Source organism: Cystobacter fuscus (genome assembly GCF_044360685.1).
GTDB classification, from domain to species: Bacteria; Myxococcota; Myxococcia; order Myxococcales; family Myxococcaceae; genus Cystobacter; species Cystobacter fuscus_C.
On the sequence record NZ_CP043491.1, the window covers coordinates 1,692,133 to 1,706,437 of the forward strand.

A 14,305-nucleotide genomic window follows, 5' to 3' on the forward strand; every position below is an offset into this window, starting at 1 on the left:
CGGGGGGGCGCGGAGCGCGATGATCATCGGCACCGCGGGGCACATCGATCACGGCAAGACGTCCCTGGTCAAGGCGCTCACCGGGATCGACACGGATCGGCTGAAGGAGGAGAAGCGCCGGGGCATCACCCTGGAGCTGGGCTTCGCGCACCTCGCGTTGGGCGAGGGGCAGGTGGCGGGCGTGGTGGACGTGCCCGGCCATGAGCGCTTCGTGAAGGCGATGGCGGCGGGGGCCGGCGGGGTGGACCTGGCGGTGCTGGTGGTGGCGGCGGACGAGGGGGTGATGCCCCAGACGCGCGAGCACCTGGACATCTGCCGGCTGCTGGGCGTGAAGGCCGGGGTGGTGGCGCTCACCAAGGCGGATCTGCTTCCGGGGCTGGGCGCGGAGTGGCGCGCGCTGGTGGACGCGGACGTGGCCACGCTGGTGGCGGGCACCTTCCTCGAGGGCCGTCCCGTGGTGCCCGTCTCGTCGCGCACGGGCGAGGGGCTCGAGGCGCTGCGGGCCGCGCTCGTCGAGGCCGCCCGGGACGTGCCCGCGCGTGGCGTGGACGGCCCCGCCTTGCTGCCGGTGGACCGGGCCTTCAGCTTGAAGGGCTTTGGCACGGTGGTGACGGGCACGCTCTTGTCGGGGGCGTTCGCGGCGGAGGACTCGGTGTCCCTGCTGCCGGGACTCGCCGGACCCTGGCGCGTGCGGGGGGTGCAGCGGCATGGTGAGGGCGTGCCACGGGTGGTGGCCGGGCAGCGCGCGGCGGTGAATCTCGTGGGCGTGGAGGCCGAGGCCATCGAGCGGGGCGCGGTGCTGGTGCACGCGGGCGAGGTGTCCGAGACGTCCATGTTGGATGTGGAGCTGAGCCTGTTGGCCGCGGCGCCCGAGGCGCTGCCCCGGCGCCGCAAGCTCCTCTTGCACCTGGGCACGGCGCAGACGGAGGCCACGGTGGCCCTGTTGGACCTGGAGCGGTTGGAGCCGGGCGAGACGGGGCTCGCGCAGCTGCGGCTGGCGACGCCCGTGGCGGCGCTGCCCGGCCAGCGCTTCATCCTCCGGGGCCCGCGCGCGCTGCCGGGCCGGGGTGCCACGTTGGCTGGGGGACGGGTGCTGTCCATCTCGCCTCCGCGCCGGCGCAAGGGCGGGGCCGGGGTGGTGGCGCCGCTGCTGGAGGCGGACCCGGGCACCCAGGTGGCGTGGCTCTTGAGACAGGCGGGCTACCGGGGCCTCACCTGGAAGGAGCTCTTCGCCCGCTCCGCCCTGGCGTCCCGGGTGCTGTCGCGGGTACTGGAGACGCTCGGCGCGCGGGGCGCGGCGCTGCTGGTGGACAAGGAGCGGCGGCTGTACCTGTCGGGCGAGGTGTTCGAGGGAATGCGGGCGAGGGCCCTGGCGCTGCTCGACGCCTTCCATGAGCGCGAGCCCTTGCGTGAGGGGCTGTCGAGGGAGGAGCTGCGCCAGCGCCTGTCGGGCGAACTGGAGGCCCGGGTGTTCTCCCGGCTGGTGCAGACGTTGGTGGAGGCGGGCAAGGTGGAGGTGGAGCGCGAGACGGTGAGGCGGGTGGGGCGGGGCCGCACGTTGTCCTTGGATGAGGACGCGGCGCGCACGCGGCTGGTGGCGGACCTGGGCGCGGCGGGGCTCGCTCCGCCCACGCTCAACGAGCTGGCCGAGCGGCTGCGCCTGCCCGTGCCCCGGGTGAGGGAGCTGCTGCGGGTGGCGGTGGCGGAGGGCCGGGTGGTGGGGGTGAGTGAGGAACTCTACTTCGACGCGGGCGCGCTGGCCGGTCTCAAGGAGAGGCTCGTTGCCTACCTGCGCGACAAGAGCGACATTTCCACCCAGGCGTTCAAGGAGTTGGTGGGGCAGAGCCGGAAGTTCGTCATTCCCCTCTCGGAGTACTTCGATCGCGAGAAGGTCACGCTTCGTGTCGGAGAGAAACGGGTGTTGCGGCGCGCATGACGAGGAATCTCTACAACGAGGCGACCCTGCGCAGCCTCATCGACAACTTCACCAATCCCATCTCCGTGGTCCAGGATGGTCGGATCCGGATGGCCAACGACGCCTACCTGGAGATGCACGGGTTGGCGCGCGAGCAGGTCGAGGGCCGCTCCTTCTTCGACTTCCTCCACCCGGAGGACCTGGCGAGGCTGCGCACGCGCTACCGCCTGCGCGAGCAGGGGATGCTGGCGGAGAGCGATCCCCGGCGCTACGTGCTCCCGGCGCGTCCGGGCGTGGGGCCGCGGGAGCTGGCGGTGCACGTGCAGGAGGTGGAGCTGGAGGGCAGTGGCTTCGCGCTGCTGTGCAACCACCTGGTGCTGGGCGATCGTCCGAACGAGCTGGAGATGGCCGAGCGCCTGGTGGAGACGTCCGCGAAGCTCGTCGCGGCGCGCTCCGAGGAGGCGGTGCGGCGCATCGCCCTGGAGGGCTTCGAGGGGGTGGGGCTCGCCGCGCGCTTCCTGGTGCGGGACGGGGAGCGCTTCAGCCCCTTCGAGGGACTCGAGGAGGTGCTCGCCCAGCGGGCGCTGTCCGAGGCACGCCCCGTCTTCGGCCACTTCGAGAATGAGTCCACGGCCGTCTACCTCGCGCTGGGCACTCCGTCGCCGGAGGTGTTGTGGGTGGCGGGCTCGCAGGTGCGGCCCTCGTACGGGCCGGTGCTGGAGCTCTTCGCCAAGGTGGTGGGGGCGGCGCTCACCGACGCGCGGCTGTTGGCGGACGTGGAGCGCAGCCGCTGGGAGCTGTCGTCCGTGGCCGAGGTGGCGCGCTTCGTCGCGCTGCCCGAGCCTCCCTCGCCCGAGGATTTCCTCGCGCGGCTGTCGCTGCTGGTGGGCGCCGAGGCCGTGGTGTTGTACGGGTCGGACTCGCCGGAGGGGCCCTTCGGGCTCGTGGCGCAGGTGGGTCTGGCGCCGGCCCTGGTGGAGGCGCTCCCCAGGCCGCGGGGGGAGTGGCTGTCGACGGAGATGCCGGCTCGGGGCGTGATGCTCTCCAGCGAGGCGGAGGAGCGCGAGTGGAGCGCGCTGTCCGCGGGCCGTCTGGTCCGGAGCGCGGCGGTGCCGCTGTTGCAGGGAGGTCAGCCCGGGGGGCTCTTGCAGGTGCTGCGCGGCGCGGACCATCCCTTCAGCGCGGAGGAGCTGCGGCTGCTGGCCACGCTGGCCGAGCTGTTGATGATGTTGCTGGAGCAGCGCCGCCTGCGCGCCGAGTCCGCGCGCCAGCTCACCGATTCGCGCCTGCTGTTGGATCTGGCGCGCACCACCGCCGCCACGTTGGAGGTGGCGAGCATCCTGGACGTGGCCTCGGACTTCCTCGTCAAGCTGTTGGACGTCTCCAACTGCTTCATCCTCCTGCATGACGAGCAGGCGGGGGTGCTGCGGGGGGCCGCGGCTTCCGCCAGTCATCGGGATTTCTTCCGGGGCCTGGTGGTGCCGGTGGATGACCCCGAGAGTCTCACGGCGCGCGTGGCGCGCGAGCGCCGGTCCATCGCCGTGCCGGACCTGTCGAAGGCCCAGGGCCTCGGGCGGCGCACGCTCGTGCAGCAGCTCGGGGAGAAGGCGATGCTGGCCTTGCCGCTCACCTCGCGCGAGCAGCTCATCGGCGTGGTGTTGCTGGACGATACCCGCCGGCCCCGGATCTTCCCCACGGCGTTCATCGAACTGGCCGAGGCCACGTGCGGGCAGATCGCCCTGGCCATCACCAACGCGCGTCTGTACGAGTCGCTGTGGGCGTCCTACGCGGAGCTGGCCGCCGCGCGCGCGGAGATGGTCAAGCGCGAGCGCCTGGCGGCCCTGGGCGAGCTGTCGGCCATCGTGGCCCACGAGGTGCGCAATCCCCTGGGCGCCATCTTCAACGCCGTGGCGTCGCTGCGCCACCTGCTCAAGCCGGATGGCGACACGGCCATGCTCCTGGACATCCTCGCCGAGGAGAGTGACCGGTTGGATCGCATGGTGAGCGATCTGCTCGACTACACGCGGCCGCGCGAGCCCATCCGCCAGCTCGAGGACGTGTCGCGCATGCTGCAGGACGCGGTGGAGGCGGCGTGGAAGCAGCAGGGCAGCCCGAGCCACATCACGCCCTCCATCGAGGTGGAACCGCAGCTGCCCCGGGTGCCGTTGGATCGGCGCCACATCCGCCAGGTGCTCATCAACATGCTGATCAACGCCATGCAGGCGATGCCCCAGGGCGGCGGGGTGCGGGTGCTCGCCCGCCGCGAGCTGCATGAGGACCGGGAGCTCTTGCGCATCGACGTGGTGGACCAGGGGTGCGGCATTCCCACCGAACTCCTCCACCGCGTCTTCGAGCCCTTCTTCACCACCAAGGCCCAGGGCACCGGCCTGGGGCTCGCGGTGGTCAAACGCATCATCGAGGAGCACCACGGGGAGCTCTCCCTGGAGAGCACTCCGGGCCGTGGCACGACCTTCTCCATCCGTCTCCCCCTCAACCAGCCGACGAGTCCGCCGTGACAGACCCATCGACGACTACCCTTCCCCGTGGCCGCATCCTGGTGGTGGATGACCAGTGCAACATGCGCGCCACCACCGCGCTGCTCCTGCGCTCCGAGGGCTACTTCGTGCTCGAGGCCGCCACGGGCGAGGAGGCACTGCAGATCCTGTCGGGCGGCCGCGTGGAGCTGATGCTGACCGACCTCAAGATGGAGCCCATGGATGGGCTCACCCTGCTCAAGAAGGCGCTGGAGGTGTCGCCTCGCCTGCAGGTCATCATGATGACGGCGTTTGGCTCCATCGAGAGCGCCGTGGAGGCCATGCGCCAGGGGGCGTTCGACTACGTCACCAAGCCCTTCAAGGAAGGGGAGCTGCGCTACCGGGTGGAGCGGGCGCAGGAGCGGGCGCGACTGCAGGCCACGGTGGACATGCTGGCGGGCGAGTTCAACGAGCGTCACGGCTTGAGCGCGCTGGTGGGCCGCAGTCCGGCGATGCTCGAGCTGACGTCGCGGCTGGTGCGCGTGGCGCAGAGTGACGCCACGGTGCTGGTGCAGGGCGAGAGCGGCACGGGCAAGGAGCTCGTCGCGCGCGCGGTGCACGCGCACAGCCGGCGCAAGGGGATGCCCTTCGTGCCCGTCAACTGCGCCGCCATCTCCGAGTCGCTGCTGGAGAGCGAGCTGTTCGGCCACGCCAAGGGCGCCTTCACCGGCGCGGTGCGGGCCCGCCGGGGTCTGGTGGAGGAGGCGGACGGGGGCACGCTCTTCATCGACGAGGTGACGGAGACGACGCCCGCCTTCCAGTCCAAGCTGCTGCGCACGTTGCAGGACGGCGAGGTGCGGCGCGTGGGCGAGTCCACCGCGGTGAAGGTGGACGTGCGCATCGTGGCCGCCACCAACCGGGACATCGAGCTGGAGGTTCAGGAGAAGCGCTTCCGGCAGGATCTCTACTACCGGCTCAACGTGGTGACCCTGCGGGTGCCTCCGCTGCGCGAGCGTCTGGAGGACGTGCCCGCGCTGGCCGAGCACTTCCTCAAGCGCGCCAATGCGCGCAGCCCCAACCCCAAGCGCCTGTCGGCGGCGGCGGTGGAGCACCTGATGGGCCACCACTTCCCGGGCAACGTCCGGGAGTTGGAGAACCTGGTGGAGCAGGCGGCGGCGCTGTCCGAGGGTGAGGAGCTGCTTCCGGAGGACTTTCCCCTGCGGCCCCTCACCCGGGTGGGTGGGGCCCTGGATGCGCCGCCCGCGCCGCTCACCACGGATGTCAGCTCCCGCGTCCCCACGCTGGCCGAGGCGGTGGAAGAGGCCGAGCGCCGGGCCATCGCCCAGGCCTTGGAGCGCTACGCGATGGATCTGGGCCGAGTGGCCGAGGAGTTGGCCGTTTCCTCCACCACGTTGTGGCGGAAGATGAAGCGCCTCAACCTCCGTCCACCTGGAGGAGAACATCGGGAGTGAGGGCGGAGCTGCAAGGGCCGTTCAATGATGAAAACTGGAACCCCCCGGGATGACAGCGGATTTGCAGCGCTGAAAACGCATTGCAGCCGTGCAATGCACAAGGGCGTTCCCCGGGGAGGCACCTCTGTTCAAACCCTTGAAATAACAGGGCTTTGAACTGGCGGGCGGGCTGGCATGCAGCGTGCTAAAGGTTGAAGTCAGAATGCGCTGATGTGGCGCTGAAGAGGTTCCCCCCCACCGCTTCAGTGTCTCCGGTGTGTTTCCTTTAGAAGAACCCGCGGCCCGGTACCCTCTTCGAGGGTTCCGGGCCGCCTTCTTTTCGGGCCTCGGGAGCTGATCCCACCGGCATCCCGGGAGAGAAGGGTTGGGGGCTTTTCACATGTGAAAGGCGATTGCAGGGCTGCAATGCAGGGCTGAAAGCAGCCCGGCGCCCGTGCCTTCCCCCTGGAAGCCAACCCACTGGAATCCTTGGTGTTTCGGTGGAGCGCGGAGATGGCATGGGGAGTGCTAAAGCATGGACTCGGAGCATGTCGGAGCTGGTCGAAGGAGGTTCCCCCCCACCGCCTTCAGCCCTCCAGATGGCTTCCTGAGAAGAACCCGCGGCCCGGTAGCCCTTTCTGAGGGCTCCGGGCCGTCTTCTTTTTGGGCCTTGACCGCTAGGTGGAGCCCCGCCTCCCGGGAGAGAAGGGTTGGGGGCTTTTCACATGTGAAAGGCGATTGCAGGGCTGCAATGCAGAGCTGAAAGCGGCCCGGCGCCCGTGCCTCTCCCCTGGAAGCCAACCCACTGGAATCCTTGGTGTTTCGGTGGAGCGCGGAGATGGCATGGGGAGTGCTAAAGCATGGACTCGGAGCATGTCGGAGCTGGTCGAAGGAGGTTCCCCCCCACCGCCTTCAGCCCTCCAGATGGCTTCCTGAGAAGAACCCGCGGCCCGGTAGCCCTTTCTGAGGGCTCCGGGCCGTCTTCTTTTTTGGGCCTTGGCCGCCAGGTGGAGCCCTGCCTCCCGGGAGAGAAGGGCTGGGGGCTTTTCACATGTGAAAGGCGATTGCAGGGCTGCAATGCAGGGCTGAAAGCAGCCCGGCGCCCGTGCCTTCCCCCTGGAAGCCAACCCACTGGAATCCTTGGTGTTTCGGTGGAGCGCGGAGATGGCATGGGGAGTGCTAAAGCATGGACTCGGAGCATGTCGGAGCTGGTCGAAGGAGGTTCCCCCCCACCGCCTTCAGCCCTCCAGATGGCTTCCTGAGAAGAACCCGCGGCCCGGTAGCCCTTTCTGAGGGCTCCGGGCCGTCTTCTTTTTGGGCCTTGGCCGCCAGGTGGAGCCCCGCCTCCCGGGAGAGAAGGGTTGGGGGCTTTTCACATGTGAAAGGCGATTGCAGGGCTGCAATGCAGAGCTGAAAGCAGCCCGGCGCCTGTGCCTCCCCCCTGGAAGCCAACCCACTGGAATCCTTGGTGTTTCGGTGGAGCGCGGAGATGGCATGGGGAGTGCTAAAGCATGGACTCGGAGCATGTCGGAGCTGGTCGAAGGAGGTTCCCCCCCACCGCCTTCAGCCCTCCAGATGGCTTCCTGAGAAGAACCCGCGGCCCGGTAGCCCTTTCTGAGGGCTCCGGGCCGTCTTCTTTTTGGGCCTTGACCGCCAGGTGGAGCCCCGCCTCCCGGGAGAGAAGGGTTGGGGGCTTTTCACATGTGAAAGGCGATTGCAGGGCTGCAATGCAGGGCTGAAAGCAGCCCGGCGCCCGTGCCTTCCCCCTGGAAGCCAACCCACTGGAATCCTTGGTGTTTCGGTGGAGCGCGGAGATGGCATGGGGAGTGCTAAAGCATGGACTCGGAGCATGTCGGAGCTGGTCGAAGGAGGTTCCCCCCCACCGCCTTCAGCCCTCCAGATGGCTTCCTGAGAAGAACCCGCGGCCCGGTAGCCCTTTCTGAGGGCTCCGGGCCGTCTTCTTTTTTGGGCCTTGGCCGCCAGGTGGAGCCCTGCCTCCCGGGAGAGAAGGGCTGGGGGCTTTTCACATGTGAAAGGCGATTGCAGGGCTGCAATGCAGGGCTGAAAGCAGCCCGGCGCCCGTGCCTTCCCCCTGGAAGCCAACCCACTGGAATCCTTGGTGTTTCGGTGGAGCGCGGAGATGGCATGGGGAGTGCTAAAGCATGGACTCGGAGCATGTCGGAGCTGGTCGAAGGAGGTTCCCCCCCACCGCCTTCAGCCCTCCAGATGGCTTCCTGAGAAGAACCCGCGGCCCGGTAGCCCTTTCTGAGGGCTCCGGGCCGTCTTCTTTTCATCGCTCCTGGGTTTGCCGTGGAGGGCTCATTCACCCGCGCTGCTCCGGCCCTTCCTGGTGCTCGAGGTGAGGCTGTTGGCGGGGTCTGCCCGTGGTGGACGCCTTTCGTCGGATTGGCGCCAAGCTGGATCGATTCCCCTCGCATCCGTTCACGCCCTCACTGTGGCGTCTGACGGCTCCGCGGTGTCCGGGCGGTGCGGAACGGGGAAACGGCGTCCGGCCGCGCGCTCGAGTGCCGGAACGAAAACGCCCGGGCGTGAGCCGCCCGGGCGTGGGTGAACCGGAAGCCGTGCGACTTCAGCGGTTGAGCAGGCTGCCGGCCTGGGTGATCCACTCGGTGAGGGGCCCGGGCAGGATGCCCAGCAGCACCACGGCGGCGGTGGAGATGATGAGCACCAGCTCCGTCATCCAGGCCCGCTCCAGCGGGTGGGCGCCCTCGGGGACCGGGCGCATGTACATGTAGACGACCACGCGCAGGTAGTAATAGGCGCCGGCCGCGCTGGAGAGCACCGCGACGATGGTGAGCCCGACGAGGCCCACGTCCACCGCGGCGCGGAAGAGCAGGAGCTTGCCGATGAAGCCGACGGTGGGCGGAATGCCGGCGAGCGACAGCATGAAGGCGGCCATCGCGAAGGCCCAACCCGGCCGGCGCTGGGCCAGTCCGCTCAGGCGCTCCAGGTCCCACGCGGTGCCCCGCTCCTCGTCCTCGCGGCGCTCCAGGAGGGAGACGATGCCGAAGGCGCCAATCGCGGTGACGGCGTAGGCGAGCAGGTAGAAGAGGATGCTGCGCAGGGCCTCGACGCGCGCGGTGGCCTCGACACTGGCGCCGGTGAGCGACGTGGGCCCGAGCAGCTCGAACTGCTGGCCGGGCTGCACGACGAAGAGGGCGGCCACGCCCAGCATCAGATAGCCGGCGTGGGCGATGGAGGAGTAGGCCAGCATGCGCTTGACGTTGCGCTGCGGGATGGCGAGCAGGTTGCCGCCCACCATGGTGAGCAACGCCAGCGTGGAGAACAGGGCGAAGGGCAGCTTGCCGTTGATGCCGCTGCCCACGGTGACGAACACGCGCACGAGCGCCACGAAGGCGGCGGCCTTCACTCCCGCGCTCATGAGCGCGGTGACGGGAGTGGGCGCGCCCTCGTAGACGTCCGGCGTCCACATGTGGAAGGGCACTGCGGCCACCTTGAAGGCGAAGCCCGCGGCCACCAGCACCGCGCCCGCGTAGACGAGCGCCGCGTGGGACTCCATCGCGTCGCGCAGCGGCTGCGCCATGTTCGACAGCAGCGTGGTGCCCGTGGCGCCGTACAGGAGCGCCGCGCCGTAGAGCAGCACCGCGGAGGAGAAGGCGCCGAGGATGAAGTACTTGAAGCCCGCCTCGCTCGGCCGCGTGCCACGCCGCAGGAAGCTCGTGAGCGCGTACGTGGAGATGGACAGCACCTCGATGTTGACGAAGACGGTGATGAGCTCGTTGGACAGGCCCAACAGGCTCATGCCCGCGCCCGCGAAGAGCATCAGCGCGTAGAACTCACCGCGCTCGGCGCCCCGGCGGCGCAGGAAGCCCGCCGAGGTGAGCGTGGCCAGCGCCAGCGACACACAGACGATGAAGGTCAGGAAGCTGGAGAAGGGATCCAACGCGCCGAAGCCGAGGAACACCTCGCGCGCGGGCTCGAACAAGAGCTGCAGCGACACGCCGCCGGCGATGACGGCCGTGATGCTGGCCAGCACGGCCTGGTAGCCGCGGGTGGAGCTCGCGGAGAGGAACACCTCCGAGAGCAGCAGGATGCACGCGCCCAGCACCAGGATGAACGCGGGAATCAGGGGAAGGAAGTCTGCCGAGGTGAGGGTGGGCAGGTTCATGATGGAAGGCTTTCGGCTAGCGCCGGTCGGCGAGCGGACCCGCCGGCTGGGCATGAGGGGCGGCGGCCTCGCCGGAGGGGGGCAGGCCCATCACGTTGATGCGCACGTCGACGGGCTGAACCTGGCTGCCGGGCGCGCCCAGGCTGGCGCGGCTGACGAAGCGCTCGGTGGCGGGGTTGATGCGGTCGAGGAAGGGCTGGGGCTTGAGACCCATGACGACCACGAGCACCAGGAAGGGCAGCACCGTGACGAGCTCGCGCGCGTTGAGGTCCGTCAGGTTCTGGTTGTCGCGGTGGGTGAGGGGCCCGAAGAAGACCTTCTGCACCATCCACAGCATGTACGCCGCGCCCAGGATGACGCCCAGCGTGGCGAAGACGCCAAAGCCCACGCCCAGGTTGCTCTTGAAGGTGCCCAGCAGCACGAGGAACTCGCCCACGAAGCTGTTGGTGCCCGGCACCGCCACGGACGAGAAGGTCATGATGAGGAAGGCCGCCGTGTACACCGGCACCACCTTGGCGATGCCGCCGTAGTCGGACATCAGGCGCGTCTGCCGCCGCTCGTGCAGCAGGCCGAACAGGAGGAAGAGCGCGCCGGTGGCCACACCGTGGTTGAGCATCTGGTAGGCGCTTCCACTGGCGCCCTCGCTGGTGAGGGCCACGAGGCCCAGCATGCAGTAGCCCAGGTGGCTCACCGACGAGTAGGCGATGAGCTTCTTGATGTCGCGCTGTGCCAGGCACATGAGCGCGCCGTAGACGATGCCCACCACCGCGAGCGCCGCCAGCACGGGCCGCACCTGGTGCATCGCCGCGGGGAAGAAGGGGATGGCGTAGCGCCAGAAGCCATAGACGCCGATCTTCGCCATGACCGCGGACAAGAGGATGGTGCCCCCGGTGGGGGCCTGCACGTAGGCATCCGGCAGCCAGGTGTGCAGCGGCCACATGGGCACCTTGATGGCGAACGCCAGCGCGAAGGCCGCGAACATCCAGGGGCCCCAGCGGTACAGCGCGCCCGCCATGCCGGTGAGCCGTCCACAGTCCTCGCCGCACGTGGCGAGCTGCCGGTTGGCATCCGCCAGGCTGTTGTAGATGGCCGCGTAGTCGAAGGAGCGGGTGCTGCCCGTGCCGCTGATGAAGTACAGGGCGACGATGGCCACCAGCATCAGCAGCGAGCCCGCCAGCGTGTAGAGGAAGAACTTCACCGCCGCCGCCTGGCGATCCTCGCCTCCCCACACCCCCACCAGCAGGTACATGGGGATGAGCATGGCCTCCCAGAAGACGTAGAAGAGCAGCACGTCCAGCGACACCAGCGCGCCCATCATCGCCACCTGCAAGAGCAGCAGGGCGATGTGGAACTCCTTCACGCGCTCGGTGATGGCCGTGCGCGACGCCAGCACCACCAGGGGCCCGATGAACACGGTGAGCAGCACGAGGCTGATGGACAGGCCATCCACGCCGACGTGGTAGCTCACGCCCAGTTGCTCCAGCCACCGCACGCGGTACTCGAGCTGGAACTCGGCACCGGCGGGCTCGAAGCGCAGGTAGGCCCAGACGCCGAGCGCCAGGTCCACCAGCATGCCGATGAGCGTGACCGCGCGCACCTGGCCGCGCTCACCCGCGGGCAGCAGGCACAGGAGCGCCACGAAGAGCAGTGGCAGGTAGACGACGATGTTGAGCAGATGGGTGTCGAAGAGGCTCACTGCAGCACCTGGATGATCGCGTAAACCGCACCGCCGAGCAGGGCCAGGGCCATCACCGCGGCATAGGCCTGGGCATCTCCCGTCTGCGCGTAGCGCAGCGCGCCGCCCACGCGGGCCGTGACCCACGCCGTGCCGCGCACCAACACTGTGTCGATGAGCATGGTGTCCACCAGCTTGAACAGCAGGACACCGAGGTTCTTCACCGGCCGGATGATCAGGAAGGTGTAGACCTCATCCACATAGAACTTGTTCTGCGTGAAGCGGCGCACCGCGCGGGCGAACGCCGGCGCCGGCTGACCCACCCGGCTCGGGTAGTACTTCAGGTAGGCGAACGCCGCCGCTGCGCCGCCCACCAGCGCCACGACCCAGGCGATGAGGTAGTCGGCCATCGTGGGCAGGCTGTGGTCCAGCGTCACCTGCGCGCCCCGCAGGGCGATGCGCTCGGCGCTGGCGAACACCGGGCCGAGGAAGTTCTCCATCACCGGCTGCGGGCCGTTGCGGCTGGGCATGAGGGGCAGCGCGTACGCGAGCGACACCACGCTCAGGATGGCCAGGATGACCAGGGGCACCGTCATGTACCCGGAGCTCTCGTGGGCGTGCTCGGTCTTCGCCTCGGCCGAGCGCTTGCCCTCGAAGGTGAGCACGTACAGGCGGGTCATGTAGAAGGCCGTGCACGCCGCGATGAGGAGCCCCACCGCGTAGAGCAGCGTGGAGGCCGACTCGAAGCCGTGCAGGTGGTTGTGGTGCACGCCGTGCAGCAGGGCGTCCTTGGAGAAGAAGCCGGAGAAGGGGGCGATGCCGGTGATGGCCAGGGTGGCGATGAGGAAGGTGGACCATGTCCACGTCATCTCGTGGCGCAGCCCGCCCAGCTTCTTGATGTCCGTCTCGTCGCCGTTGCCGTGCATCACGCTGCCGGCGCCCAGGAAGAGGCAGGCCTTGAAGAAGGCGTGGGTGACCAGGTGCAGCACCGCCGCCCAGAAGATGCCCATGCCCACGCCCATGAACATCAGGCCGAGCTGCGACACCGTGGAGTAGGCGAGCACCTTCTTGATGTCGTCCTGCGCGAACGCGATGAGCGCCGCGATGAGGGCGGTGAAGGCTCCGATGCTGGCCACCACCAGCATGGCCGTGGGGCTGAGCACCAGCAGGTAGCTCATGCGGCAGAACAGGTAGACGCCCGCGGTCACCATCGTCGCCGCGTGGATGAGGGCGGAGACGGGCGTGGGGCCGGCCATGGCGTCCGGCAGCCACACGTACAGCGGGAACTGGGCGCTCTTGCCCGCCGCGCCCAGGAGGAACAAGAGCAGCGCCGCCGTCAGCACGCCGCCGAAGGTGCGGCCCGCCAGCGGACCCGCCTGGATGGGCGTCTGCAGGGTGAGCGCGTTGGGCGCCTTGTCGCTCGAGACGGGCACCGCGTTGGCCATCACCTCCAGCCCCTGGAAGGTCAGCGGGCCCTTCAGCTCCAGGCCCTCGCGGAAGCGGGCCTGGGCGGCCTCGGCGTTGATGCCCGAGGCGAAGTTGCTCGTGTTCGCCTGGCTGTTGAACGCCCCCACCAGCAACACGATGAGGAAGGAGCCGATGAGGAAGGCGAAGTCGCCGATGCGGTTGGCGATGAACGCCTTGCGGCCCGCCCATGCCTTGGCCGCGTCGGTGTACCAGAAGCCGATGAGCAGGTAGCTGGCGAGACCCACGCCCTCCCAGCCCACGAAGAGCAGGACGAGGTTGTCGGCGAGCACCAGCGTGAGCATCGCCGCGATGAAGAGGTTGAGGTAGGCGAAGTAGCGCCAGGGGCTCTCGTCGTGCTCCATGTAGCTCGTGGAGTACACGTGGATGAGGAAGCCCACGCCGGTGATGACCAGCAGCATGATGCCCGACAGGTGGTCCACCATCAGGCCCAGGTTCACCCGGAAGTCACCGGCGGCGAACCAGATGCCGTAGTCATACCCGAGCGAGTAGCGCAGGGCGCTGGAGGAGAAGGCGTTCTCCATGGCCACCGGCGTGCCGCCCTGCGGCGCGTGGTTGACGCACCAGAAGGCCAGCACGGACAGCGCGAAGGAGCCGGCCACCATCGCGCACGCGATGAGGTGCACGTTGGCGCGGCCCAGCTTCTTGCCGAATACGCCGCACACGAACGCGCCCAGCAGCGGCAACGCGATGATGAGCCACAACGACTGCGCGAAGACGGCGGGCTCCACCGGCGCGGTCATGAAGAATGACTTGAGGGCATCCATTGCTCTGAGGGCTCTCGTAGGGCGGAAAAGGAGGGGGAGGGGGACCGTGTCAGTGCTTCATGGTCCGGATTTCTTCGATGTTGACGGTGCCGCGGCTGCGGAACACGGCGATGACGATGGCCAGTCCGATGGAGGCCTCCGCCGCCGCGACGGCGATCACGAAGAAGGCGGACACGTGGCCCGTGGCGTCCCCGTTGAGCCGCGCGAAGGACAAGAACGTCAGGTTCGCCGCGTTGAGCATCAGCTCCACGCACATGAACACCACCAGGGCGTTGCGGCGCACCAGCACGCCGAACATGCCCAGGCAGAACAGGATGGCGGCGAGGACGAGGTAGTACTTGATGTCGACGGAGTGGACCATGACGCCGAGGGAAGGAGGGCGGACGCG

Annotated in this window: 7 protein-coding genes; 3 read left to right on the forward strand and 4 right to left on the reverse strand. The window is 68.9% G+C overall.

The window, feature by feature from the left end; genetic code table 11:
• The first annotated feature begins 19 nt into the window (after nt 1-19).
• Genes selB through F0U63_RS07105 form a run of 3 tightly spaced genes read left to right on the forward strand, consistent with a single transcriptional unit; the run spans nt 20 to nt 5,861 of the window.
• Nucleotides 20-1,936 carry a selenocysteine-specific translation elongation factor gene (gene selB / locus F0U63_RS07095; protein ID WP_395845012.1) on the forward strand — a complete coding sequence of 639 codons (1,917 nt, stop codon included), beginning with the start codon at nt 20-22 and terminating at the stop codon, nt 1,934-1,936.
• Nucleotides 1,933-4,431 carry an ATP-binding protein gene (locus F0U63_RS07100; protein ID WP_395845014.1) on the forward strand — a complete coding sequence of 833 codons (2,499 nt, stop codon included), beginning with the start codon at nt 1,933-1,935 and terminating at the stop codon, nt 4,429-4,431. Before selB ends, F0U63_RS07100 begins: the two co-directional genes overlap by 4 nt.
• Before the next feature lie 44 nt (nt 4,432-4,475).
• Nucleotides 4,476-5,861 carry a sigma-54-dependent transcriptional regulator gene (locus F0U63_RS07105; RefSeq protein WP_395848331.1) on the forward strand — a complete coding sequence of 462 codons (1,386 nt, stop codon included), beginning with the start codon at nt 4,476-4,478 and terminating at the stop codon, nt 5,859-5,861.
• A 2,569-nt stretch (nt 5,862-8,430) separates the two neighbouring features.
• Here the strand turns inward: F0U63_RS07105 and F0U63_RS07110 are convergent.
• Genes F0U63_RS07110 through nuoK form a run of 4 tightly spaced genes read right to left on the reverse strand, consistent with a single transcriptional unit; the run spans nt 8,431 to nt 14,278 of the window.
• Nucleotides 8,431-9,990, reverse strand: a complete 1,560-nt coding sequence (locus F0U63_RS07110) for an NADH-quinone oxidoreductase subunit N (protein WP_395845016.1) — start codon at nt 9,988-9,990, stop codon at nt 8,431-8,433.
• Nucleotides 9,991-10,006: 16 nt separating this feature from the next.
• Entirely contained in the window at nt 10,007-11,686 is a 1,680-nt protein-coding gene (locus tag F0U63_RS07115) for a NuoM family protein (protein ID WP_395845018.1), read from the reverse strand.
• Nucleotides 11,683-13,917 carry an NADH-quinone oxidoreductase subunit L gene (gene nuoL / locus F0U63_RS07120; protein ID WP_395845020.1) on the reverse strand — a complete coding sequence of 745 codons (2,235 nt, stop codon included), beginning with the start codon at nt 13,915-13,917 and terminating at the stop codon, nt 11,683-11,685. The genes F0U63_RS07115 and nuoL overlap by 4 nt, the downstream gene beginning before the upstream one ends.
• A 49-nt stretch (nt 13,918-13,966) precedes the next feature.
• Nucleotides 13,967-14,278, reverse strand: coding sequence for an NADH-quinone oxidoreductase subunit NuoK (nuoK, locus tag F0U63_RS07125; protein ID WP_395845022.1), 312 nt, complete (start codon nt 14,276-14,278; stop codon nt 13,967-13,969).
• Nucleotides 14,279-14,305: the final 27 nt, after the last annotated feature.